Below are 24,907 nucleotides of genomic sequence, written 5' to 3'. Positions count from 1 at the left end.
ACATCGAGTAGCATGCTACTCTCGCGACTGTGGTGAACACTATCGATGGCGATAAGGCAGACCTCTACATCGACGGCCGCTGGGTGAGCACCGGTGACCGGAGCGAGCGCCGGAGCCCGTCCGACCGCGACGACGTCATCGGCCGCTTCGCGATGGCCGAGGCGGCGCACCTCGACGAGGCCGTCTCCGCCGCGCACGCCGCAGCGCCCGGGTGGCGTACCGCGTCGCCGCAGCGCCGCGCGGACTTGCTCGAAGGCGTCGCGGCGACCATCGCGGCAGAAGCCGACCGCCTCGCGACCCTGCTCGCCCGCGAGGAGGGCAAGGCCATCGGCGATGCACGCGCCGAGGTGATCCGCGCCAGCCAGCTGTTCCGCTTCTTCAGCGGCGAGGCCCTGCGGGTCACCGGTGATTTGCAGGACTCGGTGCGCCCCGGCGTCGAGGTCGGCACCCGGTATGAGCCCGTCGGTGTGGTGGGTATCATCTCGCCCTGGAACTTCCCGATCGCGATCCCCACCTGGAAAGCCGCACCCGCCCTGGCCTTCGGCAACACCGTCGTGCTGAAGCCCGCCGAGATCGTGTCAGGCATGGCGCTGGCGCTCGCCGAGATCCTCGACCGGGTCGGCTTCCCGCCCGGCGTCTTCAACGTCGTCACCGGTTCGGGATCCGTCGTCGGCGACGCCCTCGTGAAGCACCCGGGCATCGATGCGGTCACCTTCACCGGCTCGCAGGTCGTCGGGCGCCGCGTCGCCCAGGGAGCGACCGACCGTCTCGCGCGCGTGCAGCTCGAGATGGGCGGAAAGAACGCGCTCGTCGTGCTCGCGGACGCCGATCTCGACATCGCGGTCGACTGCGCGGTGAACGGCGCCTACTACCAGACGGGTCAGCGCTGCACCGCGTCGTCGCGGATCGTCGTCGAGGACGCCGTGCACGACGAGTTCGTCGCCCGCATGGCCGAGGCGATGCGCCGCGAGGTCGTCGGCAACGCTCTCGACACGGCGACGACGATCGGACCGGTGGTCAGCCAATCGCAACTCGACATCGACCTCGGCTACCTCGACCTCGCCCGCGGCAGCGCGGGCGTCGAGGTGATCGGCGGCGAGCTGCTCGAGCGCCCGACCGATGGGCACTTCCTCTCACCGGCGCTCGTGGTGGGCGGCGACGCGCAGGCGGCGTTCAACCGTGAGGAGATCTTCGGACCGGTCGCGGGCGTCATCCGCGTCGGCGACTACGAGGAAGCCCTCGCCGTGACGAACGACAGCGAGTTCGGTCTCGTGTCGGGTATCTGCACCACGTCGCTGTCCCATGCGACGGACTTCCAGCGCCGCGCCGACACTGGCATGGTGATGGTGAACCTGCCCACGGCGGGTGTCGACCCGCACGTGTCGTTCGGCGGACGCAAGGGCTCGAGCTTCGGGCCGCGAGAGCAGGGCACGGCGGCCCGGCAGTTCTTCACCCAGATCAAGACTTCCTACGTGCGCCCCTGAATCGGGGCAGCTAAACCGTTTAGCCTTCGCGGGGCCACGGGTCGGGGAGTTCCTCGCCGGTGACGGCGGCGATCTGGGTCATGAGGATGCGTGCCGTCTCGACCAGGTGCTCGCGCATTGCCGAGGCCGCAGCCTTCTCGTCCCCGCGCTCGATGGCGTCGATGATGGGGACGTGCTCGCGCTCGATCTGATCGAGTCCGCGGGTCTGATTCATCGTCGACGCGCCCATCGCCTGGGTCGCGTCGCGCAGTGCGCCGAGCTGACGGGTCAACCGGCTGTTGTCGGCCACCTCGGCGATCTCGGTGTGCAGAGCGCGGTCGTGCTGGGCGAAGGCGGCGAGGTCGTCACCGGTGATGGCATCGCGCATGCGGGCGAGGTGCTCGCGGAGCCGTTCGGAGAGACCGGCATCTCCGTGGCGGGCAGCGAGCGCGGCACCGGGGACTTCGAGCAGCAGACGCAGGTCGAAGATCTCGCGAATGTCGCGCACCGAGAGCCCTCGGATGCGGATGCCCCGATTGCGGTCGATCGTCACCATCCCGGCGTCGGCGAGCTTCAACACCGCCTCGCGGACGGGCGTGCGCGAGACACCGAAGCGGTCGGCGAGGCCGTAGATGGAGTGCTGACTGTCCGCGGCCAGCTCACCGCTGACGATCGAACGGCGCAGCTCGGCGAGCACCCGCTCGTGCGCACTCTGCGCCCTTTCGCTGTCCATCACTGCCCATCACCCCCGCTGAATTCCTTCAGCGTATGTGCAAGATCTCGGCTACATGCAGGCAGTGATCGTTGTGGTGACCCAGCAAGACCACTGATCTGGGTTCCGGCCGACCAGATTGACTCGCGCGGCGACGAGTACCGAAGAAATGAGCGCCCGCCGCCCCCGAAAATGACCCGCTCTTCCGTGGCGCGTTCCTTGATGCAGCTGCCTTCGGGCAAGCCGAGAGCGACGGCCTCGCGGACTTTACCAACCATTCTTATGCGGCCGCGCCAAAGGACCGGCGCCCGCTGATGAAAACCTTGCCCAATATCACCTGCGGCGACATGCCGGCGGCACAGTTGAGTAAGGTTGACGGACTTGCGGTAGGCTCAGGCGTATGGCCAACTATGAGGACTACATGACGATCGCTCAAGCTGCGGTATACGTGGGAGTCTCCGCGGCGACTCTTCGACGATGGGATGCGGCAGGGACGCTGGCGGCGGTACGGCGACCTGGGAGCAAATACCGCTACTACCGCATCGCGGACCTGGAACCCTTCCGGCTCGAGTACGGGTCAGCCGCGACCGGGAAGGACATCGTCGCCGGGTTCTTCCATGACGCTGAACCGAGCATCAACGGCAACCCACGTCTGCGGGAACCGCAGGTCGAAGCGCACCGTGCCGCCATGGAGCACTTCGCCACGTCGAACTCGCCGGCGATCATTCAACTGCCAGTGGGGTGCGGCAAGACCGGTGTCGCAGCGTTGCTGCCGTTCGGCCTGTCCCAGCAGCGGACGCTCGTCATTGCGCCGAACCGTACCATCCGGGAAGGTTTGTACGCAGACCTCAGTATCTCCAACGCCTCATGCTTCTGGAAGCGTGCCGGTGTCCTGGACAGCTTCACCGCGGGACCGTTCACCGCGCTGGTGGATGGACCCAAGGCAAACCTCGACGACTGCATCAACAGTCACATTGTCGTTGCGAACATCCAGCAGCTCGCCAGCAACGCCGACCGCTGGCTGTCGCAGTTTCCTCAAGACTTCTTCGACCTCGTGATTGTCGACGAAGGGCACCACAACGCGGCGGAGAGCTGGCAGCGTGTGATCCGCGCGTTCCCGAACGCCCGAGTAGTCAGCTTGACGGCAACACCGTTCCGAGCGGACAACAAGGACCTCCTCGGTGACGTCATCTACCGGTACCCCTTCTCCCTGGCGATGATGAACGGCTTCATCAAGCACATCGTCTCAGCGTCGGCCTACCCGTCGGAGATTACGTTCACCAGCAACGGCAGCGAGGACACGTACACGCTGGAACAGATCCTCGAACTCAACGAAGAAGCTTGGTTCCGGCGCGGCGTCGCGCTCTCCGATGAATGCAACCGCCACATCGCAGCGAAGGCGATCGAGAAGCTCCAGCAGCTTCGGTCAGCGACAGGGTTCCCGCATCAGATCGCAGCTTCCGCAATGTCCATCGACCACGCCGACCAAGTGCGTGCCATCTTCCAGGAAGCCGGACTGCAGGCCGAGGTCATCCACTCCGGACTGGACAACGCAAAGGTCGCCGCCGTCTTGGCGAAGCTGCGGAACAACCAGATCGACGTCATCGTGCAGGTGCAGATGCTCGGAGAGGGCTTCGACCACCCGCCATTGAGCGTTGCCGCTATCTTCCGTCCATACCGTTCCCTATCGCCGTACATCCAGTTCGTTGGCCGAATCATGCGCACCGTCGAGCAGAATGCCCCCGGCAGCCGAAACAACGAAGGGTTTGTCGTCTCTCACGTTGGGCTGAATAACGAGCAGCAGTGGGACGACTTCCGAGAACTCGACCGCTCCGACCAGGAGATGGTGCGCGGCTGGACAGGCGGCGATGGCGGGGCCGGCGCCTCGTCGACCCGCGGCGTCGACGAGGAGTCATTCGTCCATCGGTTCGACGTTCCGGTGGCTGCTGACGAGCAGCTCAGTCACTTCGTGAACAAGTCATTCATCGATCCTGCTGAGGATGCCGTAATCGAGCAGATGCTCAATCAACCCGGACCCGGCGGTTTCACCTTCCGTGAGCTTGGCATCACCGCCGAACAGCTACGCGCCCGATACGCGGACCGGTCTACCAAGGATGAATCGCCGGCACCAGAAGTCGCCGTTCAACCGCAGGTCCAGCGCCAGTTACTGCGCGAGCGTGTTGTGTCCAGGTCGCGGGCCGTTGCGAACCGGGTTCTCGTCAACCTTGCCGAACCGCGCGCCGCGTTCACCATCGCCAAGGCGATGAAGCTCCATCCCGTGGACAACGCGAGGGCCATCACGATGTTGATAAACCGCGAGATCAACTTGTTCGTGGGCAGGGCACCTAACTCTCGCGCGGACTGGACGCTCGACGAACTCAAGACCGCCTACGCGTCACTCGACGAGATCGGCGACGAACTCAACGAGCGCATCGCTCAACAATTGGAGAAGTAGATGCCTGCAGTGAAAAACGTCCTGAAGCACGTCAGCACCGAAACGGCCGGTCGGAAGCGGAAGTGCTGGCGCAGCAACAAGCACGTGATCATGAAGGGCGAATTGTGCCTCGTGGTCATCGAGGGGCCTATGGACACGACGACATATTGCTCTGAGTGCGCCCGTCCGATGCTCGAACGCGCACAACTGGAACTCGCCGCCATCACGACGCAGTTCGAGGAGTAAGACGGGGAGGACGAGCGCAGCTCTCGATAGCAGGCCAGCCTTTGCCCCACAGCTGCCCGGTCGGATCAGGTCAACTGACCGTGTCAGCCCAGTGAGTATTCACCGAGTTCTTCTAATCCCCGCATTCGGCGAACTGAGACAACATGGTCCGCGATATCCGGGACACCGCCGATGACCGCGAGTTCGACGATTGCGTCCACCGAACCCCGGGCACGTTTCCGAGCCGCGTAGTCGTAGTCAGCGATCGATAAGAACGTATCCGAACCACGGGGTGTCGCGTTCGGATACAGGGCAGCCCCTGAGTTGATGGGCGAGAGTCGAACACGCTCCACCGCCGACTTCAACAGACTCCTCGTGTCCACCGTCAAAACGTCCTGAACACTGCTCCGGTACCGGCGCGCTGTCAAGAGCCCGGCGAGCTTGTCCGGGTGCAACCAGAAGAAAACCCGGTCATTGAGAATGTTCAGCCATCCCTGCACCGTCACATCGATGAGTTTCGGCTCCAGGTGCGTCAAGTTGAGCGGACCCTGGTCGCGGACGACAACGTCGCCGAGCTGCGGGTGCTGGATGCGAACCGACTTTGCGCGCCGTTGGTCGAGCAGCTCCGACATCTCCTCCTTGCCAAGGTCTGACGTCTCCACGATGGTTCGCGTCGGGAGGAGCCCATGCTGCGCTATGGCTGGCCAGCTACCGGCCACAGCCATATGGAACAGTTGAGGATGCAGCTTCACGAGATGTTCGAGATCCATCGGTTACCACTCTCTCCGGTCAATCAGGGCGCGGTTATCGAACCCTGTCGCGATCAACGACACTGGTGCGCCGCCGACCCGAGACACTTCCTCGACGAACCGAATGGTGTCGTCAGTCAGCTGGTCGAAACGTCGCGCGTGCAGGTTGTCAGCGCTGAGGTAGTCGGCGAAGGTCAACGCAATGTCGGTAGCGCCGTTCAGTTCGGACGCCCGACGCAGGAGGTTCCAGTCGAATTCCGCGACCCGTCGTTCGCTGCCGCTGACGGATCCTCGCTCGTTGGCACGCAGTTCGTCTTTGTTGAGACCGGAGCGCTCAGCTATCTCGTCCCAGTCGATCTCCGCACCCATTGCACCTGATGTCGCCGCGGATGCCGGAGGGTCACCGACCCGGATGGGGTAGGTGCGCACAACCATGACCACTTTGCGGAGCCGGTGCGGTCCGATGCCCGCCTCGGAAAGACATGCGGCGGTTGTCGTGTCTCGGCTGGTTACCCAGGGGTAGAAGCCGTGGAAAAGGCTTAGGAGCGTGCCCTGCGTTCCCTCAAGCATTACCTTCTTGCCGTCGCGAAACGCTGTCTCGAGTATGTCTGCGGTGGAACGGACGTACGGGGTGAGTTCTGTGACCTCCCTGGCGAGCCGCACTTTCGGGCTGGCCCCGCCGTGCCGCCCCATGATGCGGCGTGCCGAGGCCGCGCCTCCACCTTTTCCGGTCGAAGCGATTGTTTTGACCAGCTCGGCTTCCTTCTCAAGGTCTTCAGGTTCGATAATCATCGCCTGCGGGTCGATCGACAGCCGTTCGGGGTCGACGGAACAGGCCGCGATTTCCCCCATCAGAACTGTTAGGTCCAGGGTCGCACCAGGTCCAATGACAAGCTTGGCGCGCCGGTTTGCGAGGGTGCCAGAAGGCAACAGCCGGTGAGTATACGGCGGCGTCGTCGGAACCCTGTGTCCAGCGTTTGGGCCGCCGACTCGCATTAGAAGGTCGTACTCGTTCGCAAGGTGGTAGGCGACGTTGCCCTTCCCTTCGCTACCGTACTGACCGCCAATAAACACATCGACCAGTCGGTCTGCCAGCGAGGGATAGAGATTCAACGCCGCAGTCGCTCGCGCGAGGACGTCGAGTGCGGAACACCGGTGGGTGTCAATGGTGATATCCGCGTCATTCGTGAGGGTGACGACGTTCGCTTCGGTGGGGTCTTCGGCAACGTCCTGATAGCTGCTGAGTTCGACGAAGCCACTGTCGTGACGGTCCTGGTACCGCTGGGTGAGCACGGCCTCCGGGGCGTACATGTGAATGTGGGTCACGTTTGCGGGAAAGACTTCCCGCAACGCGTCAACCTGCTGGAGGGTGCGAACAGCATCAACGATGAGAAGTTCGCCTCGCACCCGGCCCCCTGCCACTAACTTCGCGATCTGGTGAGCGACCCACTGCCCGTCGGTGTCCCGGTCGAGCTGTTCGCCGAACTTCTGCATCGCGCGACGCTCGGGTTCCAGGACGATTTCTAGGCCCACTGCCGTATCTGCCATCAAGTCCTGCGTTCGGATGTGAACGGCGTTGAACTTCGACGCCAGACTGCGAGCCAGGGTTGTCTTCCCAGATCCCACCGGCCCGCTGAGGGCAACGATGCGTGGTTCGACCCGCACATCACCGTCGTCCGACTCGGACAGTACTGCACTCAACTCGAACCCCTAGCGTTCCGGTGGGGAGGGCGTGCACCACGACCGGGACCCCCTGCTGCACCCATTTGGCGGTGGGCGACTTCACCACTCTGTCCCATCGACCGTTGGGTCGGCTTACCCCCAACCAGGGCACGTGCACAACTGTATGTGCCCGTCTGGCGCGACATGGAGCTGCTTGAGAGTCCTATCGTGGGCATCTCGGCGAAGCCGTTCAGTGTGGCCGAGGCCGAATCCGGACTCCACCCCTCGGCTTGCCATCGCAGTTGTGCGGTTGCCCGCATTACGGCTGGTTTAGTGCGGGGCCTAAATTGTGCATGTTTCGGATTAGCCAACGTCCATGACCGGAACGCATCGGCGAGTCGGATCGGGGACCGCGTCGAGCACACCGGCAACTCCCATATCGCTCCCAACAGTGCAGCGCGTCAGAGACGACGAAATCGATCACGCCTTGCAAGTGTTCAGTCGAGAAAGAGCGGCGGCTGATCAAGAAGGACGCGGCGGACATCCGGCGCCACATACGACGGCGATTTGAGCACTTTCCCGTCCTCCCGGAGCATCGGTTCGCCGTCGGGTCCCAGCTTGCTCATGTTTGCACGGTGCACTTCGCGGAGTACAGCGTCGAGGTCGATGCCGTACGTGAGCGCTGCACCGTAAGCGACGTACACGATGTCTCCAAGCGCGTCGGCTACGGCGACGACGTCCTTACGGGCGACGGCGTCTTTGAACTCTTCAAATTCTTCTCGGAGCAGCTCTACTCGCAGCGCACCGAGGTCCGTGTCAACCTGCTGCTGAGGGGTGCGCTCCAGGGGCAGGTCGAATGACATGTGAAATTCGGCGACAGACTGCATCGCCCGACTGACGCCGTTGCTTCGCTTCGGGCGGCGCGTGTGCAACTTCGGCGGGAGCCCGAGATCGAACTCGAGCTGATTCCGCGGCGCTGAAACGTCAGGTTCCGCGACGAGTTCGAGTGCCAGCCCCATGGTGGAATCATCCCACAGTGGTATCAGCCGCGGGCTCCTCATCCGTTCGACCCGCGAGCGGCGCCAGGCGCCGATTCCACGCCCAGAATTGTCCAACAGACCCGTCCAAAGGGATTCCCGCGGGCGGGGCTCTATCGTTCGCCACCGTCACGGAGTGCGTGGCGTGACCAGAGAACGCGAGCGGCGATGGAACGAGGCCCGAGAAGTTCGCTGCCGTTTGCTAACACGCGCTCAGCCCTCGCGGGGGGAGTTGGCCCAGCTCTGCAGCGTCTGGCCGCCGTCGATCAGGAGCTCCGAGCCGGTGACGTGGCCCGCGTCGTCGGAGGCGAGGTAGGCGACCGCGGCTGCGACGTCGGTCGTGGCGCCGATCTTGCGCAGCGGGATGCGGTGGGCGAACTGGTCGCTGGTGGGGGCGACGAAGTCGCCGTCCTCGCTCGTCGGCACTCCGAGCTGGGTGTCGATGACGCCCGGGCAGACCGCGTTGACCCGGATGCCGTGCGGAGCGAGATCGAACGCGCTGGCTCTCGTGAAGGCGAGGACCCCGCCCTTGCTCGCCGCATACGCGGAGCCGCCGTCGAGCACATCCCACTGCGCCATCGACGACGACATCGTGACGATCGAGCCTCCGCTACCGGAGCGGATCATCGCGGCGGCGGAGAACCGCAGCGAGAGGAACATCGAGCGCAGGTTCGCGCCGATCACCGCATCCCACGCATCGGCGGGCAGCTCGTCCACGGGGACGCGGGGCCCTGAGATCCCGGCGATAAGGGCGGCGACATCGAGGCGACCGAATCGCCGCTCGCCACGCTCGATGACGGATCTCGCTCCTGCCTCGGTGCTCAGGTCGGCTGCGACCGTCTCGACATCCGTACGAGCTCCTCGGAGATCGAGGGCGATGGCGCTCAGCCGGTCGTCGTCGAGATCGGTGAGGACCAGCCGCGCGCCCTCGGCGGCGAGCCGGGCGGCAACCGCCGAACCGATGGCGCCCGCGGCACCCGTGACGAGCGCGACCCGTCCGTCGAAACGTCCCGCGCTCACCGCTGCTCCTCGCGCGGGTACTCGCGCCACGAGTAGCGCGGAGCCCAGTCCAGCGCGGTCCGTGCACGGGCGGTGTCGATCAAGGACTCGGTGCCCTTCAACGCGCGCCGAAGCGGCACCGCGGTGAAGTACTCGAGAGCGATTTCCTCGCTCGGTCGCTCATCGAAGGTGTCGGCGGCCGCCACGAAGAGGCGCAGATGTCCCGCGAGCGGAGCGTCGAACACTGCGGCGATCGCGGAGGCGGCGTCGCGGGTGTCGAGATAGGCGAAGAGGTTGCGCGCGTCCGACCCGTCAGGGCGCGAAGCGGGGATGTCGCGCCAGAACGACTCAGGGCTCTGCAGCCACGGCATCCGCAGGCTCACGGCGGCGAGGCCGCCGCCCGCCTGCGCCACGGCCGCGTCGATGATCTGCTCGCCGACGGCCTTCGACAGCCCGTACGCGTCCTGCGGGGTGGTGGTCGCCGACTCGTCGATCGGCAGTGACTCGGGCACGATCGGCTGCGTGAAAAAGGGGTAGCCGATCACGCTCACCGACGAGACGTAGGCGAGGGTCGGGACGCCGAGGTCGAGGGCCGCCTGCACCACCGCGAAGGTGATGGCCGTGTTGGTCGTGAACACCTCGTCGGGTGAGTGGGAGCCCGCGCGCGGGAAGCCGGCCAGATGGACGATGCCGTCGACCCCGCGGAGCGCCTCGCGGGTGGCGTCGGCGTCCCGCAGGTCGACCGTCCGTGCATCGACGGAAGGCTCGAAGTCTCCGCGCACGCTGTCGAGGGCACGGACCCCGTGCCCACCGGCCGTCAGCTCGGCGACGACCTGGCGCCCGAGAAAGCCGGCCGCTCCGGTGACAGCGATGAGCGCCATGTCAGGACTCCTCGTCGCCCGATCCTGAGCGCGGCGGACGCGGGGGGAGCGCCGTGATCAGCGCCGTCGCCAGCTCGAGATCCTGTAGCCCGCCCTCGATGGTCGAGCGGACAGGCGTGCCGTTGCGGATGGCGTCGGCGAAGTGGGCGAGCTCGACGCGGAACGGGTCGAGCGCCGGCGGGATGATGGTCGCGCGCGACTCGTTGCCGTCGCGCGATTCGCGCAGCGCCACATCGGTCGTCGAGTACTTGATGTACGGGTGCGAGAAATCGACCCGCACCTGCGCGGTGTCGGAGTCGACGGCGAGCCACTCGTCCCACCAGTCGTAGCGAGTGCCGACGCCGATCTCGAAGACCAGCGGCACCCCGTCGGGGTAGTCGACGATCGCGGTGAGCTCGTTCTGCCCACGGCTGGTCGCGAACGGCACCCCGACCGGCTCGCCGAAGGCCTCGCGGATGACCGCCAGGTCGTGGGCTCCGAGCATGAGCAGCATCGTGTACAGCTCGGTCCACTCGCCGTGCTCGCCGAGGTGGTCGGCGATGCGCTCGTCGACCTCCTGCTTCGAGCGCTCGAGCACCCCGTCCGGGATGTCGTGCACCCGCAGCTGGTCGTAGTAGGAGCGGTAGGAGTCGAAGCGGCCCGCCAGGTTATGCATCTGCTTGCGCCGCACCGGGCCGCCGGCCGCGATGAGGTCGAGCCCCGAACGGAAGCCGGGGTCGAACAGCTTCATGTAGCCGACCATCGCGACGACCCCGGCGCTCGCCGCAGCGGCGGCGACCTCGCGTCCCTCGGCGGGAGTGAAGGCGAGCGGCTTCTCGACGAGCACGTGCTTGCCGGCGGCGATCGCCTGCAGCGCGACCCCGGCGTGATCGTACGAGCAGACGAACACCGCATCGACGTCGGGATCGGCGGCGAGCTCACCGCTGTCGGTGTAGACCTTCGGCACCCGGTAGCGCGCAGCAAGCCCCTTGGCGGTGCCTTCCGAGAGGTCGCACAGGGCGATGACGACGAAGTTCGGCGACTCGTCGAGGAACGGCAGATGCATCAGCTGGGTGATCTCGCCGCAGCCGACGATGCCGACGCGGATAGGAGCGTCGGTCATCGCAGCAGCGCCCCGCCGTCGACGACCATCGAGGTGCCCGTCACGTATCGGGCTTCGTTGCTCGCGAGGAACGCGACCGCGTTCGCGATGTCCTCCGGATCCATCCGGTGGATGGGCAACGGCAGTTCGAGGGTCTCGCCGACGCCCGGCGTGGTCGCCTGCCAGTGCTCGGCGGCCGGATTCTGCGTCATCTCGGTCGAGGTGCCGCCCGGGTGCAGCGTGTTGACCCGGATCGAGGACGGCGCGAGCTCGAGGGCGAGGCTCTTCATCAAGCCGACAAGACCGATCTTCGCGGCCGAATAGTGCCCGGTCGTGGCGACGGGGCGGAAGGCCGCCGTCGAGGAGACGATGACGATCGAGCCGCCGTTGCCGGTCTCGAGCATGGCGGGGATCGCGGCGCGGGCGGTGTTCCAGGTGCCCGTCAGGACGACGCCGATCATGCGGTCCCATTCCTCTTCGGAGGCCTCCCACGTGCTCTTCGGCCACCCGGCGATGCCGGCGTTGGCGACGACGATGTCGAGCCCGCCGAAGGCTTCGACGCCGGCGGCGACCGCGGCGCGGAGGCTCGCGACGTCGCGCACGTCGGCGTACGCCTTGATCACCGAGCCGCCGGCCGCCTCGACGAGCGCGACGGTCTCGTCAAGCGCCGACATATCGGCCGTGTCGTAATCGAGGTCCGCCATCCGCTCGGCGAGATCGGTGACGATCACCGACGCGCCGCCCGCGGCGAGAGTGAGGGCGATCGAGCGGCCGATGCCACGCGCCGCTCCGGTGATGAGCGCGGTCTTACCCGTGAAGTCGTGCATGAGAGGTGCTGTCCGTTCGGAGAGAATCAGGAGGAGGGCTGGAGCGAGAGACCGAGGCCCTCGAGGTACGAGACCGAGTCCTGCAACGCCTCTTCGGCGTCCTGCTCGGTGCTGTCGAGTTCGATGATGACGATGCCGTCGTACTCGGCGTCGAGCAGTTCGCGGGTGACCGACGCCATGTCGACGACCCCCTTGCCGAGCGGCCGGAACGCGTCGTAGCGCGCCGCGCCGCTGAACTGCGACGGGTCGGCGACGTCCTTGTAGTGGACGTACTTGAGCGCAGATGAGTAGTCGTGGATCGCGGCGACGGCGTCGCTGCCCGCGAGGGTCAGGTGGGCGACGTCGATGCAGAGGCCGGCGGGCGACCCGTCGAGCTCGTTCATCAGCCGGTCGAGCTGCTCGCGGGTCTCGATGAAGGTGTCGATGTGCGGGTGGTAGGCCGCCCACATGCCGAGGCCGGCCGCCTTCTCGCCGATCTCGCCGAGCGCCGCGGCGAAGCGGCGGTACAGCTCGGGGGAGTGGTCTTCGCCGCGGGCGGGCGGGCCGCCGCCGAGCACGACGCCGGGCGAGTCGAAGCCGTGCAGCAGATGCAGGATCGCGTCGAGCGTGGCTCGCTCCGCGTCCCAGCTGAGCGGGTTGACGAACTCGCGGTTCACATAGAGGGAGCTGAGCCGCAGCCCCTCGGCCTGCGCCTTGCTGAAGTACTCGATGCGGCTGAGGAAGTCGATGTCGGTGGTGCCCATGGGGACCGGCTGGTAGCCGGTCCCCATGTAGCGACGGGCGAAATCGTTCGACAGCTCGTCACGCGCCAGCGCCTCCACGTAGGAGAAGCCGTTCCGGCGGATCACCTCGAGGCCCTCGGTGAGCGGAAGCCCGCCGAGATCCCAGGTGTTGAGGTGGTAGCCGAAGGTGAAGCGCTGCTGATTGGTCACGAAGTCATCCCGTCGCGGTGGTGAGTGATGGATGTAAGGAGGGGTCAGTCGCCGTCGCAGGAGGTCAGATACTGGTAGGTCGCCGCCTCATCGCTTTCGACGTTGTCGGGCGTCAGCAGCAGCGACGGGGTCGGCAGGATCTTGTCGGACGCCGGCACCGGGTCGGACGATCCCTCGTTCTCCTGCAGGTAGTCGTAGATCGCCTGCACCGCGAGCGATGCCGACTCGTACGGCGACTGACCGACGGTCGCGGCGAGCTCGCCGGACTTCAGCAGTTCGATCTGCTCGGGGCTCGAGTCGAACGAGACGAGCTTCACCCTGTCGCCGACTCCGGCGGCCTTGATCGCCGACGCGGCACCCACGGCCTGCGGGCCGCTGGTCGCGTAGATGACCTTGAGGTCGGGGTTGCCGGTGATGAGCGCCGATGCGACGGTCGAGGCGGTCGCCGACGAGTTCTCGGCGAACTCGGGGTCGAGGATCTTGAGGTCGGGGTACTCCTCCTCGAGCGCCGGCACCAGCTCGGTGTAGCGGTCGCTGTCGGTCTTGTTACCGGTCGAGGTCGCGATCAGGCCGACCGTGCCCTCACCGCCGGTCAGCTCGCCGATGATGTCGACGAGCGGCTTCGCGGCCTCGAGGTAGTCGGTGATGAAGGTCGCCATGGCGTCGGCCGGCTCGAGGGTCTGACCGGTCGCGATGACCGGCACGCCCGCCTGCATGAGCGGCTTCACCGATCCGCCCCAACCCGCGTTGGTGAACGGGGCGACGATCATGCCGTCGGGGTTCGTGGCGGCCGCCGCAGCGAACGCCTTGATCTCGGCCGCCGCGTCGTTCGTCGTCGGCCCCTGGAAGGCGAGGTCGATGCCGAGCTCCTCCGCCTTCGCCTCCGCGCCGCACCGTTGCGTGACGAAGAACGAGTCGTTGATGAGGGCGGCGATGTAGATGAACCGGAGGTCGCCGTCACCGCCGCCGCCGTCGCTGTCGCCGCCGGCGTTGCCGGAGGAACAGCCTGCGAGCAGACCGGTGAGGGCGACGGTCGCGATGGCGGCGGTGGCCGCCTTGCGCCTCGTCGAGCGGGTGAGGAGGGACTTGAGTTGCTTCACTGCGTGCTCCTTGAATCGGTGGAAGGGAAGGGCTGACGGTGCTGCGGATGGTGCGGAGGTGATGCGGGGAGGCTCACCGGGCGAAGAGCTTGAGCGACTTCTCGCCCTTCTTCAGGTGGTCGAGCCAGACGGCGACGATGAGGATCGCGCCGACGATGATGAGCTGGTAGTACGACGAGACGCCGATGACGATCAGGCCGTTGGCGAGGATGACGGCGAGGATCACACCGCCGAGCAGACCCACGATTGAGATGACACCGCCCGCGAGCAGGGTGCCGCCGATGACGGCCGCCGTGATCGCCGAGAGCGAGTCCTGGGTGTGACCGGCGATGTTCGTCGCGGCGAAGCGGGTGATGTCGATGAAGCCGGCGAGGCCCGCGATGCCACCGCAGATGGTGAACAGGGTCGTGATCTTCGTCTTGGTGCGAAGACCCGCCCTGTCGGCGGCGGCTCGAGACGACCCCATGGCGACGACGTGCAGGCCGAAGCGGGTGTATTTGAGCGCCGCCCACGCGAGGCCCCAGACCAGGATCGAGATGAGGAACGGCAGCGGGATCCCGAGGATGTTGTTGAGCCCGACGCTGTCCTGCAGCACCGGCGGGATGCCGGTGACGTCGGTGCCGTTCGACACGATGAAGGCGACGCCGGTGACGATGCCCATGCTCGCGAGCGTCGCGATCAGTGAATTCACGTGCAATCGGGTGACGATCACACCGTTGATGAAGCCGATGATCATGCCGGTGACGATGGCACCGCCGAGCGAGCCGACGATGATGACGAACAGGCCGTAGGGGGCGAGCTCGACGGCGATGAGTCCGGCGACGACGGAGGCGAGGATCAGGTTCGCGCCGAGCGAGATGTCGAACTCTCCGGCGCCCAGCAGGAACGCAATCGCGACGCCGAGCAGCAGGGCGGTCGCGCTGTCGCTCATGAGGTTGCGGACGTTGCTCGGCCCGAGGAACGAGTTGTCGATCGAGACCGCCCAGAAGAAGGCGATCAGGACGATGTCGACGGCGAAGATCCAGAACGTGTTGTTGGTCAGCAGGCGCTTCAACGTGCTCGCCCTCGGCGGTGTCGCGGTCTCGGTGGGGCGGGTGCCCGTCGTCGTGCTCACTTGTTCAGCTCCTCGTCTGCGGGGTCACCGGCGAGTCCGACCATTGCGGCGACGACGTCGCTGCGGGTCAGGTTCCCGATGGGTTGGTTGAGTGCGATCGACCCGTGTCGCAGGACGACGACCCGGTCGGCGATGTCGAGGATGCGCGGGATGTCGTGCGAGATGACCATGACGCCCATGCCGCTGTCGGCGGTGTTGCGGATGAGCTGGCAGACGATGTCGCTCTGGATGGTGCCGAGCGCCGCGGTGGGCTCGTCCATCAGGATTCCGGAGCGGGACCACATGCTGGCGCGGGCGACGGCGACGGCCTGACGCTGACCGCCCGAGAGGTCCTGCACGGCGACCGAGAGCGAGGGGAGGCGGATCGAGAGCTTCTCGAGCGCGACGTTCGTCTTCAAGGCCATCGCCTTGCGCGAGAGCACCCCGAGGCCGCCGAGGATGCCCTTCGCCTTGATCTCGTGGCCGAGGAACATGTTCTCGAGCACGGTGAGGTGCGGGGCGAGCGCGAGGTCCTGGTGCACCACCGTGATGCCGTGGTCTTCGGCGTCGCGGGTCGAGCGCATCGCGACGGTCTCGCCGTCGATCTCGACGCCGCCGGCGTCGGGGGTGTAGACCCCGCAGAGCATCTTGGTGAGCGTCGACTTGCCGGCGCCGTTGTCGCCGAAGAGCGCGAGCACCTCGCCGCGCTTCAGGTCGAGGTCCACGTCGGTGATGGCCTTGACGTGGCCGAAGGTCTTCGTCAGTCCCTGGGCGCGGAACACGTACTCCGCGTCTCGAGCGACCGGTCCAGCATTTTCGGATTCAGGGGTGATCAACGTCATTGGATCCTTCGCTCGCTGGCCGGGGGCCACTGATTTCTCTACTTCGAGAACCTCGCACCGGGGGGTGGTGTGGGGCGTTGCGGTTCACAGTAACGACGATCGTTGCGCGACACAACGAATTCATCGCCTTTCTCGCGCTTGGGATGTAAAAACTGTGTTGCGGGCAGAATTCGGCGTGATGAAGCGCCGATCCCCGGCGTCCGCCGAGGGCATGCGGGGCACCGCCGGCGTGCGCGCGCGTCGGCGGGTTAAGGGCTCAGTGGCCTCTCGGGGACGGCGGAACGCGCGCGGAGCCGAGCGGCTCCGCGCGCGTCCGGAGGAGGATCAGCGGAAGGCGGCGATCCCGGTGAGTGCCCGTCCGATGGTCAGCAGGTGGATCTCGTCGGTGCCCTCGTAGGTGCGCACGCTCTCGAGATTGTTGGCGTGCCGGAACGGCGAATAGTCGAGGGTGATGCCGTTGCCGCCGAGCAGGGTGCGCGCTGACTGACAGACGTCGATGGCCTCACGGCAGTTGTCGAGCTTGCCGACCGAGATCTGGTGCGGCTGCAGCCTGCCCGCGTCCTTCAGGCGCCCGAGGTGCAGGGCCAGCAACGTGCCCTTCTCGACCTTCAGCGCCATCTCGACCAGCTTCTGCTGGGTCAGCTGGAACGCGGCGAGCGGCTTGTCGAAGACCGAGCGGTCACTCGCGTACCGCAGCGCCACCTCGTAGCTGTCGCGCGCGGCTCCCATGGCTCCCCAGATGATGCCGTAGCGGGCCTCGTTGAGGCACTCGAACGGCCCGCGCAGGCCGAGCGCGTTCGGCAGCATCGCATCCTCGGGCAGGCGGACGTCCTGGAGGTCGATGTCGCACTGCACGGAGGCGCGCATCGACAGCTTCTGCTCGATGGGGGTCGCCGTGAATCCGGGAGTCTCAGTGGGCACGATGAACCCGCGGACGCCCTGGTCAGTGCGGGCCCAGATGACCGCCACCTGCGCGATGGAGGCGAGTCCGATCCAGCGCTTCGACCCGTTCAGCACCCATTCGCCGCCCTCGAGTCGGGCGGTGGTGGCCATGTTCGCCGGGTCGGATCCGGCACCCGGTTCGGTGAGTCCGAAGCAGCCGATGATCTCTCCCGCGGCCATGCCGGGGAGCCACTTCTGCTTCTGCTCCTCCGACCCGTGCTTCGCGATCGCGCTCATCGCGAGCGAGCCCTGCACGCTCACGAAGGTGCGAAGACCCGAGTCGCCGGCCTCGAGCTCCATGGCGGCGAGGCCGTAATCGACCGCCGACCGTCCGGCGCAGCCGTAGCCCTTGATGTGCATCCCGAGCAGACCCAGCTGCGCCATCTCGGGCACGATCTCGACGGGGAAGACGCCGTCGCTGTACCAGCCGGCGATGCGCGGCGTGATGCGCGACTCGACGAACGCCCTCACCTCATCGCGGTGTTCGATCTCCTCGGCGGTGAGGAGCGAGTCGATGTCGAGGAGGGTGGGTGAGGCGGTCATCGGAGGTCGTCTTCCTGTGTTTCGGCGTCGGTGCCGGTGGCTTTCGTTGCGGAGGGGCGCGAATACGGCTCGGCGAGCCAGGATCGGACCGTGTCGTTGTGCTGACCGAGGGTCGGCGGGGCATTGGTGCGCGGCGTGCGCGCGGGCAGCCAGCGTTGCGGGGCCCTGACCTGGCGGCCGCCGTCGCGACCGTCGGCCGTGCTCAGAGCAATGGTCGGATCTAGCTCCAACGACTCCGCGAATGCGATCGACTCGTCGATGCTGGCAACCGCGCCCGCGGGCACGCCGGCGGCGGTCATCCGTTCGGCCCACCGCGCGGGGGTTTCGGTGCTCAGCAGGCTCTCGAGCTCGAGCACGAGGTCGTCGCGGTGGCGCACGCGCGCGGGGTTGGTGCGGTAGCGCTCGTCGGAGGCGAGCCGGTCGGCGCCGAGCACCCGGCAGAGCGCGGCGAATTGGGTGTCGTTGCCGCAGGCGATGGCGAGCGAGCCGTCGCGGCAGTCGAAGAGCTGGTACGGGACGATCGAGGGATGCGCGTTGCCCATCCGCCCCGGCACCACGCCGGCGCCGAGGTAGCTCTGCACCTGGTTGACGAGCGCCGACTGCAGGCTCGACAGCAGGTTCACCTCGAAGGAGGCGCCGGTGCCGGTGACGCCGCGTTCGACGAGGGCGGCGAGCACGCCGACCTGCACGTCCTTGCCGGTCAGCACGTCGACGAGGGCGACGCCGACCTTGGTCGGCTCGCCGTGCGCGGATCCCGAGATGCTCATCAGTCCCCCCACGGCCTGCACCAGGAAGTCGTAGCCGGGGAGCGAGGCGCCCGCGCCGCTGCCGAATCCTGAGATCGACGCGTAGACCAGTCGCGGGTTGAGTTCCCGCAACCGCTCGTAGCCGAGGCCGTACTTCGCCATGGTGCCGGGCTTGAAGTTCTCGATGAGCACGTCGGCGCGACGAGCGAGCTCGAGGGCGACGGCGCGGTCCTCCGGCGAGCCGAGGTCGAGTTCGAGCGACTCTTTGTTCCGGTTCACGCTGTCGAAGTAGGTCGACCCGCGTTCCGAGGGCGGGGGCGACCACGCGCGGGTGTCGTCGCCCGCGCCGGTGCGCTCGACCTTGATGACCCGGGCGCCGAGGTCGGCGAGGGCCATCGACGCGTAGGGTCCCGCGAGCACGCGCGAGAAGTCGGCGACGAGCAGCCCGGCGAGCGGCAGGGGTCGGGATGCCATCAGGCCGTTTCCCCGCCGTCGACCTCCACGACGGTGCCGGTGACGAAGGACGCGGTGTCCGAGCTCAGGAAGGCGATGACGCCGGCGACCTCGTCGGCGGTGCCGACGCGTCCGAGGGCGGTGCGCTCCGCGAGCTTCGCCGTCCACTGCTCCGGCGGGACGCCCGCGGGCCCGCCGGCACGCAGCAGCGGAGTGTCGATGGGGCCGGGGGACACGCAGTTGACGCGGATCCCGTCCGGGCCGAGCTCCCTCGCGGCGGACCGCGACCAGTGCACGAGCCCCGCCTTCGCCGACGAGTATGCAGTGAAGAGGGCGTAGCCCTGCCGCCCCGCCGCCGAGGCGGTGACGGTGATGGAGCCGCGCGCCGATTCACGCAGGTGGGGGAGAGCAGCAGCGGTGAGCAGCCCCGCGGCGACGAGATTGAGGGCCAGGGTGCGCTGCCACACGTCGGCGGTCGTGTGCTCGATGTCGAGGTAGGGCCCGCCGCCCGCGGTGATGACGAGCGCGTCGATGCCGCCGAGGATGCCGACGGCCTCCGCGATGGCGCGGTCGCAGCCGTCGGTGGTGGTGATGTCGGCGCGGATCTCGGCAGGCTCGGACAGGTCGACGGCGACGACGGAGGCGCCGCCCTCCCGCAACTGCTGCGCCGTCGCCGCTCCGATGCCGGAGGCGCCCCCGACGACGACGGCCCGGAGCCCGTCCAACCCGGGAAGCACGTGCGGCGACGCGGTCATCGTGCGGACACGTCCCCGCTGATCAGCGAGTCGCCCGCGGTGCGGATCAGCTCGACGACCTCGTCGGCGAACAGCGGGTCGCTCTCGAGGGCGACCTCGCAGTGCGCGCCCTCCTGCTCGGGGAAGCCCATGTAGCGGCCGCGGAGGTCGCAGATCGTCTGGCCCCGGCCGGGGCCGTCGCTCGTGTCGACCCGCGCGTTGACGGTGGGGGCGAGGGTCGGCACGAGGGTGTCGGCGCCGATCGCGACCGCCAGGGCGTCGTGCATGCACGAGGAGCGCTCGCCGAAGGCGTTGGCGGCGAAGAAGCCGAAGTAGAAGTCGAGCATCCGACCGACGTATCGGCTGATCGACCCGTCGCTCTCGAGGAGGCGGCTGCGGTGCTGCTCGGTGAGCAGGGTGCGCATGGTGACGTCGAGCCCCACCATCCGCAGACGCCACGGGGCGTTGAACACGGCCGCGGCCGATTCGGGGTCGCACCAGATGTTCGCCTCGGCGACGGGCGTGACGTTGCCGGGAGCCATCGCGGCGCCGCCCATGATCGTGACGCCGCGGACCAGAGTCGGCAGCTCCGGATCGAGGGCGAGGGCGACGGCGAGGTTCGTCATCGGGCCCACCGCGATCAGCTCCACCTCGCCCGGGTTCTCACGCACGAGCCGCACGATCTGCTCGGCGGCGCTCTCGTCGACGAGCTCGGGCTCGAAGCTCGGATCCCCGACGTTGCCCTGACCGTCGTCGCCGTGCACGTGGTAGGCGAAGACCGCCGGGGCGCCGGTGATCGGGCCCGAAGCGCCACGGGCGACGGGGATGTCGGAGCGGCCGACCATCGCCAACGTGTGCGCCGAGTTACGGGCGGCGATCTCGGCCGAGACGTTTCCCCACACCCCACCGACGCCCAGCAGGTCGATGTCGGGATGGAGCGCGGCGTAGAGGATGGCGAGGGTGTCGTCGCACCCGGTGTCGCAGTCGAGCAGGACCTTCGTCATGGGTGCGGAGCTGTTCCTTCGTGCGGGCACGCGGGAGTCGCGTGCGGGGGATGGGGAGTCGCTCGTCAGTGAGCGGCGGCGACGACGGGGCGATTGGTGGGGGGAGGAGTCATACGGCTCGGGAACGCGACGACCTCGCCGTCGACCATCACGAGGGCGACGGAGGGCACGTCGCCGCCGGTGAACGAGTCGAGCGCGGTCGAGCCCTGACCGCCGAGCGGGACGTCGAGGATCACGAGGTCGGCGGGACGCCCGGCGTCGATCACGCCGACGTCGAGGTGGTAGCGCGCCGCCACCTCTCCGGTCGCGCAGCAGAGGGCGCTGACCGGGTCGACACCGCCGAACGCGGCCGAGTAGGCGATCGAGCGCAGGATGCCGAGCGGCATGATCCCCGTGCCCGATGGGCTGTCGGTGCCGAACTGTAGACGGTGCAGCAGGCCCTCTGAGTCGAGGTGGCGCACGATGTCGACGAGCGCGCGGGTGTTGCCCGCCTGCACGACCTCGATGGCGGCGTCGGTCGACTCGATGGCCGACACGATCTCGGCCAGCGGGCGCGCCGTCGGTCCGCCGTTGGCATGCGAGACGACGTCGGGGCGCAGCTCGGCGACGAGCGAGCCGGCGACGACGTGCGATCCGGGCACCGAGGCGCCGCCGACGTGCATGGGGATCACCCAGCCGCGGGATCGGGCTTGTTCGATCGATTCGCGGATGTCGCGGGGGTCGATGCTCGAGCCGAGACCCACCTCGCCGACGAGGCGCACCCCGGCGCGCTCCATCTCGTCGAAGTCGGCCTCGGTGAGACCGGGTTCGATCAGCAGGGCGCCGCCGTGCAGCTTCGCTCCGCCGGGGCGCAACGCGAGCGAGCTCTGCGCGGCCGCCATCGCGATGGACTTCGCACCGATCGGGGTGCGCTGACGACCCGGCCAGTGCGTCTCGCCCGCGGAGATCAGGGTGGTGACTCCGCCGTTCAGGTGCGCACCGACCCAGCCGAGCGTGTTCTGCCGCGGAGTGAAATCGCCGAGCACGGGGTGGGTGTGCGGGTCGATCAGCCCCGGGATGACGACACCGCCCGCCGCGTCGATCGTCTCGTCGTGAGGGAGCGCCAGTAGGTCGGCGGACGTGCCGACCCGGTCGATCACGCCGTTGTCGATGCGGACGGCGTCTCCGTTCGCGACCGGGTCCGCGAGGCGGCCGCCGATCACGGCGGAGGCGCCGTGGACGACGGTGATCACGGGATCAGCTCCGCGCGGATCTCGTCGACGGTGAGCACCTCGCCGAAGTGGGTGCTGACGTCGTAGATCGTCGACTCGGCCTCGCGGTCACCCGTCGCCTGTGAGGCGTCGCTTGCGAGCCACACGTCGTAGCCGTTGAAGAACGCGTCGTGGATCGTGGAGCGCACGCAGATGTTGAGGGCGACGCCGCAGACGATGACGCGCTCGATCCGGTGCTCGCGGAGGTACATGTCGAGGTCGGTCTGGAAGAAGGCCGAGTAGCGCCGCTTGGTGATCACCCGCTCGCCCGGCAGCACGTCGAAGGTGCCGTGGATCTGCGCCCCGTGCGTGTCGGCGAACCCGTGCGGGGTGCGCTTGCGGAACAGCCCGTCGGCGTCTTCGGTGTGACCAGGGCGCACCCAGATCACCGTCACGCCCGACTCGCGGGCGAGCTCGCTCAACTCCTTGGCCTTCGCGAGGGTCGCCTCGGAGTCGGGCATCGGCATCGCGCCGTCGGGCTCGATGAAGTCGTTGACGAGGTCGACCATGATGACGGCCGTCCGCTCGTTCGAGATGACGGGTCGCGGGGCGTCCGCGAGCTTGGAGGAGAACGGGTCGAGCTCTGGCATCGGTGCTTCCTCTGTTCGTATCGGGTGGTGGGTCAGCGCAGGCCGTCTTCGCCCTTGGCCTCGGCCTCGGTGAGGCCGCCGACGCGGTGGTGCGGCCGGGGGCCGTCGCTCACGGCGAGGGCGACGACGATCTCGTTGGCGCGGGGCGCGTCCGGCACACGGAACTCGATCGAGTCGAAGTGCGAGCGGATCATCATCGCGTCCTTGTGATGCACGGGGATGTCGAGGGCGGCACCCTGACCGCCGTGCTTCTTCACGCTCGGCAGGATGGAGACGCCGTTCGCGATCTGGCGGGTAGGGCCGCCGAACTTGGGGTGGAGGAGCGCGGCGACGTGCTCGATCTCGCCGTTCTCACCGACGATGCCGCCCTTGCCGTAGGCCTGCACCTGACCGTCGAGGAGGTCCTGGGCGCGGGTCATGAACTCGCGGGCGAGCACTTCGCCGGCGTCGATCAGTTCGGACAGGTCCTCCGACCAGCGGCCGGCGTACGGGTTGGTGACGACGGCGGCGATGACCGCTCGACGGATGGGACGCGCGGTGTCCTTCTCGCCGTCGCGGAGCACGTCCTCGAGTTGCACCACCCACTTCCGCACCGTGAGCTTCAGATCCTCGGGCTGCGTTGCGGGGTGGCTCACGGAAACTCCTTCGTCGGGGGCGGTCGCCTCGGTTGTGGCGAGAGTATCCGCGTTCGTTGTCGGCTGCAACGAATTCGGCGGAATCGATCCGGATGGTGTGTCGCCGATGGCCCGACCTTGGTTCCGACTCCTGGCTCGGAGGCCCGGAAACACGGGTCAGCGCGGCCGATCGCCGGCGTGCGTCGCTGTGATAAGTTGCGCATCGTGCCGATGTGTCCCTTTGGGGCGACTCTCGGCACGGAATACGACCGTCGCCGTCGACGCGCCCACGGGCGCCCATCGCGGCCCCGGCGCGCCGACCCGCGGTCGAACCGCAAACGAAGGAAGGGTTCTGTGGCCCCACTGATCCCGTTCACCGCCGCCGATCACTCCCACGGCAGCACCCACGAGGACATCCGCCGACACAACCTCTCGGTCCTGTTGCGCACGGTCCACCGCGACGGACCGACCTCCCGCTCTCGTCTCGCGCAGCTGATGAGCCTCAACAAGTCGACGATCGGCGCGCTCACCAAGGAGCTGCTCGACCTCGGGCTCGTCGAGGAGCGGGTGCCCAACAGCAACGCGCAGGCGGGGCGCCCGAGCCGGGTCGTCGCACCCAACAAGCGCGTCGTCGCCATCGCGGTCAACCCCGAGGTGGGCGCCGTGGCGATCGGCATCGTGACACTCGGCGGCGAGGTGATCCGGCGGGTGCGCTACTCGCTGCCGCCCACGCGCAGCGCCGAGCACGCCGTGGAGCTCTCGGGTGCCTTCATCGACGGGATGCGCTCGGAACTCGACCGTGACTACCTCGTCGCCGGCATCGGCGTCGCCGTGCCCGGCATGGTGCACGGCCCCGACGGCAGCGTCACATTCGCCCCGCACGTCAGCTGGGCGCGTCCCATCGCCGGTCGACTGCACGAGATCACCGGATACCCGGTGCTCGCCGACAACGACGCCCGCCTCGGCTCCCTCGCCGAGCGCCAGTTCGGCGTGGGCCGGGGGATCGACGACCTCATCTACTTGCACGGTGGCGCCAACGGCATCAGCGGCGGGATCATCGCGGGGGGAGCGGCCGTCAGCGGCTTCTCCGGCTATGCGGGCGCCTTCGGGCACGTCCGCACCAATCAGGGCGACGGCACCGACTCGGCCGGCATGAGCGGGACCCTCGAGGCCGAGGTGACCCGGTCGGCGCTGCTCGAGGTGCTCGACCTGCACGAGGCCGGCCCCGACGAACTCGAATCCGCGCTCCTCGGCTCCACCGACCCGCGGGTGCGTCGGGTGGTGGAGGTCCAGCTCGATCGGCTCGCCGTCGCGCTGTCGAACGCGGTCAACATCCTCAACACCAGGCTGATCGTGCTCGGCGGATTCCTCGCCTCGCTGTTCGCCGCCGCGCCCGAGCATCTGCACAACGCCCTCGCGGCGAAGTCGCTGCAGGGCGCCTTCCGCGGCGTTGAGATCAAGGCGTCGGCCCTCGGATTCGACATGCTGCTCATCGGTGCGGCCGAGCTGGTCTTCGACCGCATCCTCGACGACCCCGCCGCCACCCGCCGCATCGCCCAGCCCGAGGTCGCCGAGGTCGAGCAGCTCGCCGCCTGGTGAGCCGGGCACGGCGTCCGGTCAGGAACGGCGCGCCGACAGTGAAATACTGAACACGGGAAAGGACGTACCTCTCGTGACCTATGTGATCGCTCTGCCCTGTGTCGACGTCAAAGACCGGGCCTGCATCGACGAATGTCCCGTCGACTGCATCTACGAGGGTGACCGGATGCTCTACATCCACCCCGACGAGTGCGTCGACTGCGGTGCGTGCGAACCCGTCTGCCCCGTCGAGGCGATCTACTACGAGGACGACCTGCCCGACCAGTGGGCCGACTACTACAAGGCCAATGTCGAGTTCTTCGACGACCTCGGGTCGCCGGGCGGCGCCGCGAAGGTCGGTGTGATCCCGAAGGACCACGCGCTGGTCTCGGCTCTGCCGCCGCAGGGCGAATAAT

The 24,907-nt window shown here is 67.7% G+C and carries 24 protein-coding genes; 5 read left to right on the top strand and 19 right to left on the bottom strand.

Translation table 11 applies throughout. The features are described 5' to 3' along the window. Nucleotides 1-29 precede the first annotated feature (29 nt). A complete protein-coding gene (locus tag NGH83_RS11435; RefSeq protein WP_251856379.1) occupies nt 30-1,484 on the top strand; it encodes an aldehyde dehydrogenase family protein in 1,455 nt (484 codons plus the stop codon). Between the two features lie 19 nt (nt 1,485-1,503). Here NGH83_RS11435 and NGH83_RS11430 read toward each other — a convergent pair whose 3' ends face one another. Beyond that, nucleotides 1,504-2,196, bottom strand: coding sequence for a GntR family transcriptional regulator (locus tag NGH83_RS11430; RefSeq protein ID WP_251856378.1), 693 nt, complete (start codon nt 2,194-2,196; stop codon nt 1,504-1,506). Nucleotides 2,197-2,575: 379 nt separating this feature from the next. On the opposite strand from NGH83_RS11430, the gene NGH83_RS11425 reads away from it, so the two are divergent. Together NGH83_RS11425 and NGH83_RS11420 are read left to right on the top strand one after the other, a co-directional pair. Beyond that, the gene (locus tag NGH83_RS11425) at nt 2,576-4,630 is read left to right on the top strand and encodes a DEAD/DEAH box helicase (RefSeq protein ID WP_251856377.1); all 2,055 of its coding nucleotides are present in this window, start codon (nt 2,576-2,578) and stop codon (nt 4,628-4,630) included. Beyond that, nucleotides 4,631-4,855, top strand: coding sequence for a hypothetical protein (locus NGH83_RS11420; RefSeq protein WP_251856376.1), 225 nt, complete (start codon nt 4,631-4,633; stop codon nt 4,853-4,855). A gap of 83 nt (nt 4,856-4,938) precedes the next feature. On the opposite strand, the gene NGH83_RS11415 is transcribed toward NGH83_RS11420, so the two are convergent. From NGH83_RS11415 to NGH83_RS11330, 18 genes are all read right to left on the bottom strand, one after another. After that, nucleotides 4,939-5,604, bottom strand: a complete 666-nt coding sequence (locus NGH83_RS11415; protein WP_251856375.1) for a hypothetical protein — start codon at nt 5,602-5,604, stop codon at nt 4,939-4,941. A 3-nt stretch (nt 5,605-5,607) separates the two neighbouring features. Then, entirely contained in the window at nt 5,608-7,284 is a 1,677-nt protein-coding gene (locus NGH83_RS11410) for an adenylosuccinate synthetase (RefSeq protein WP_251856374.1), read from the bottom strand. 458 nt (nt 7,285-7,742) lie between these two features. Next, on the bottom strand, nt 7,743-8,264 hold the full coding sequence (locus NGH83_RS11405; RefSeq protein WP_251856373.1) for a MazG nucleotide pyrophosphohydrolase domain-containing protein: 522 nt from the start codon (nt 8,262-8,264) through the stop codon (nt 7,743-7,745). A 231-nt stretch (nt 8,265-8,495) separates the two neighbouring features. Continuing rightward, nucleotides 8,496-9,302, bottom strand: a complete 807-nt coding sequence (locus tag NGH83_RS11400) for an SDR family NAD(P)-dependent oxidoreductase (RefSeq protein WP_251856372.1) — start codon at nt 9,300-9,302, stop codon at nt 8,496-8,498. Next, entirely contained in the window at nt 9,299-10,162 is an 864-nt protein-coding gene (locus tag NGH83_RS11395; protein ID WP_251856371.1) for an NAD(P)-dependent oxidoreductase, read from the bottom strand. The genes NGH83_RS11400 and NGH83_RS11395 overlap by 4 nt, the downstream gene beginning before the upstream one ends. A 1-nt stretch (nt 10,163) precedes the next feature. After that, nucleotides 10,164-11,264, bottom strand: coding sequence for a Gfo/Idh/MocA family protein (locus NGH83_RS11390; RefSeq protein WP_256470101.1), 1,101 nt, complete (start codon nt 11,262-11,264; stop codon nt 10,164-10,166). Next, nucleotides 11,261-12,070, bottom strand: a complete 810-nt coding sequence (locus NGH83_RS11385) for a mycofactocin-coupled SDR family oxidoreductase (RefSeq protein WP_251856370.1) — start codon at nt 12,068-12,070, stop codon at nt 11,261-11,263. Before NGH83_RS11385 ends, NGH83_RS11390 begins: the two co-directional genes overlap by 4 nt. A gap of 26 nt (nt 12,071-12,096) precedes the next feature. Next, the gene (locus tag NGH83_RS11380; RefSeq protein WP_251856369.1) at nt 12,097-13,002 is read right to left on the bottom strand and encodes a sugar phosphate isomerase/epimerase; all 906 of its coding nucleotides are present in this window, start codon (nt 13,000-13,002) and stop codon (nt 12,097-12,099) included. 44 nt (nt 13,003-13,046) lie between these two features. After that, on the bottom strand, nt 13,047-14,102 hold the full coding sequence (locus NGH83_RS11375; protein ID WP_251856368.1) for a substrate-binding domain-containing protein: 1,056 nt from the start codon (nt 14,100-14,102) through the stop codon (nt 13,047-13,049). Nucleotides 14,103-14,175: 73 nt separating this feature from the next. Then, the gene (locus NGH83_RS11370; protein WP_251856367.1) at nt 14,176-15,216 is read right to left on the bottom strand and encodes an ABC transporter permease; all 1,041 of its coding nucleotides are present in this window, start codon (nt 15,214-15,216) and stop codon (nt 14,176-14,178) included. Beyond that, nucleotides 15,213-15,977, bottom strand: coding sequence for an ATP-binding cassette domain-containing protein (locus tag NGH83_RS11365; RefSeq protein WP_251856366.1), 765 nt, complete (start codon nt 15,975-15,977; stop codon nt 15,213-15,215). Before NGH83_RS11365 ends, NGH83_RS11370 begins: the two co-directional genes overlap by 4 nt. Before the next feature lie 384 nt (nt 15,978-16,361). Next, on the bottom strand, nt 16,362-17,522 hold the full coding sequence (locus tag NGH83_RS11360) for an acyl-CoA dehydrogenase family protein (protein WP_251856365.1): 1,161 nt from the start codon (nt 17,520-17,522) through the stop codon (nt 16,362-16,364). Continuing rightward, nucleotides 17,519-18,742: a CaiB/BaiF CoA-transferase family protein gene (locus tag NGH83_RS11355; protein WP_251856364.1), complete on the bottom strand. Its 1,224-nt coding sequence runs from the start codon at nt 18,740-18,742 to the stop codon at nt 17,519-17,521. The genes NGH83_RS11360 and NGH83_RS11355 overlap by 4 nt, the downstream gene beginning before the upstream one ends. Then, nucleotides 18,742-19,476: an SDR family NAD(P)-dependent oxidoreductase gene (locus NGH83_RS11350; RefSeq protein WP_251856363.1), complete on the bottom strand. Its 735-nt coding sequence runs from the start codon at nt 19,474-19,476 to the stop codon at nt 18,742-18,744. Before NGH83_RS11350 ends, NGH83_RS11355 begins: the two co-directional genes overlap by 1 nt. Continuing rightward, a complete protein-coding gene (locus NGH83_RS11345) occupies nt 19,473-20,459 on the bottom strand; it encodes a nucleoside hydrolase (RefSeq protein ID WP_251856362.1) in 987 nt (328 codons plus the stop codon). The genes NGH83_RS11350 and NGH83_RS11345 overlap by 4 nt, the downstream gene beginning before the upstream one ends. 65 nt (nt 20,460-20,524) lie before the next feature. Next, nucleotides 20,525-21,691, bottom strand: coding sequence for an amidohydrolase family protein (locus NGH83_RS11340; protein ID WP_251856361.1), 1,167 nt, complete (start codon nt 21,689-21,691; stop codon nt 20,525-20,527). After that, complete coding sequence (locus NGH83_RS11335) at nt 21,688-22,299, bottom strand: cysteine hydrolase family protein (protein ID WP_251856360.1); 612 nt, start codon at nt 22,297-22,299, stop codon at nt 21,688-21,690. Before NGH83_RS11335 ends, NGH83_RS11340 begins: the two co-directional genes overlap by 4 nt. A 32-nt stretch (nt 22,300-22,331) precedes the next feature. Then, nucleotides 22,332-22,934, bottom strand: a complete 603-nt coding sequence (locus tag NGH83_RS11330; protein ID WP_251856359.1) for an amino acid synthesis family protein — start codon at nt 22,932-22,934, stop codon at nt 22,332-22,334. A 333-nt stretch (nt 22,935-23,267) separates the two neighbouring features. Here NGH83_RS11330 and NGH83_RS11325 point away from each other — a divergent pair, with 333 nt between their 5' ends. Then, nucleotides 23,268-24,512, top strand: coding sequence for an ROK family transcriptional regulator (locus NGH83_RS11325; protein WP_251856358.1), 1,245 nt, complete (start codon nt 23,268-23,270; stop codon nt 24,510-24,512). A gap of 73 nt (nt 24,513-24,585) precedes the next feature. Next, a complete protein-coding gene (gene fdxA, locus NGH83_RS11320) occupies nt 24,586-24,906 on the top strand; it encodes a ferredoxin (RefSeq protein WP_251856357.1) in 321 nt (106 codons plus the stop codon). The last annotated feature ends 1 nt before the right edge of the window (nt 24,907 follow it).

Source organism: Herbiconiux sp. L3-i23, assembly GCF_023734115.1.
In the GTDB taxonomy this organism is placed as follows: domain Bacteria; phylum Actinomycetota; class Actinomycetes; order Actinomycetales; family Microbacteriaceae; genus Naasia.
This window is presented reverse-complemented; position numbering and strand designations above follow the sequence as displayed.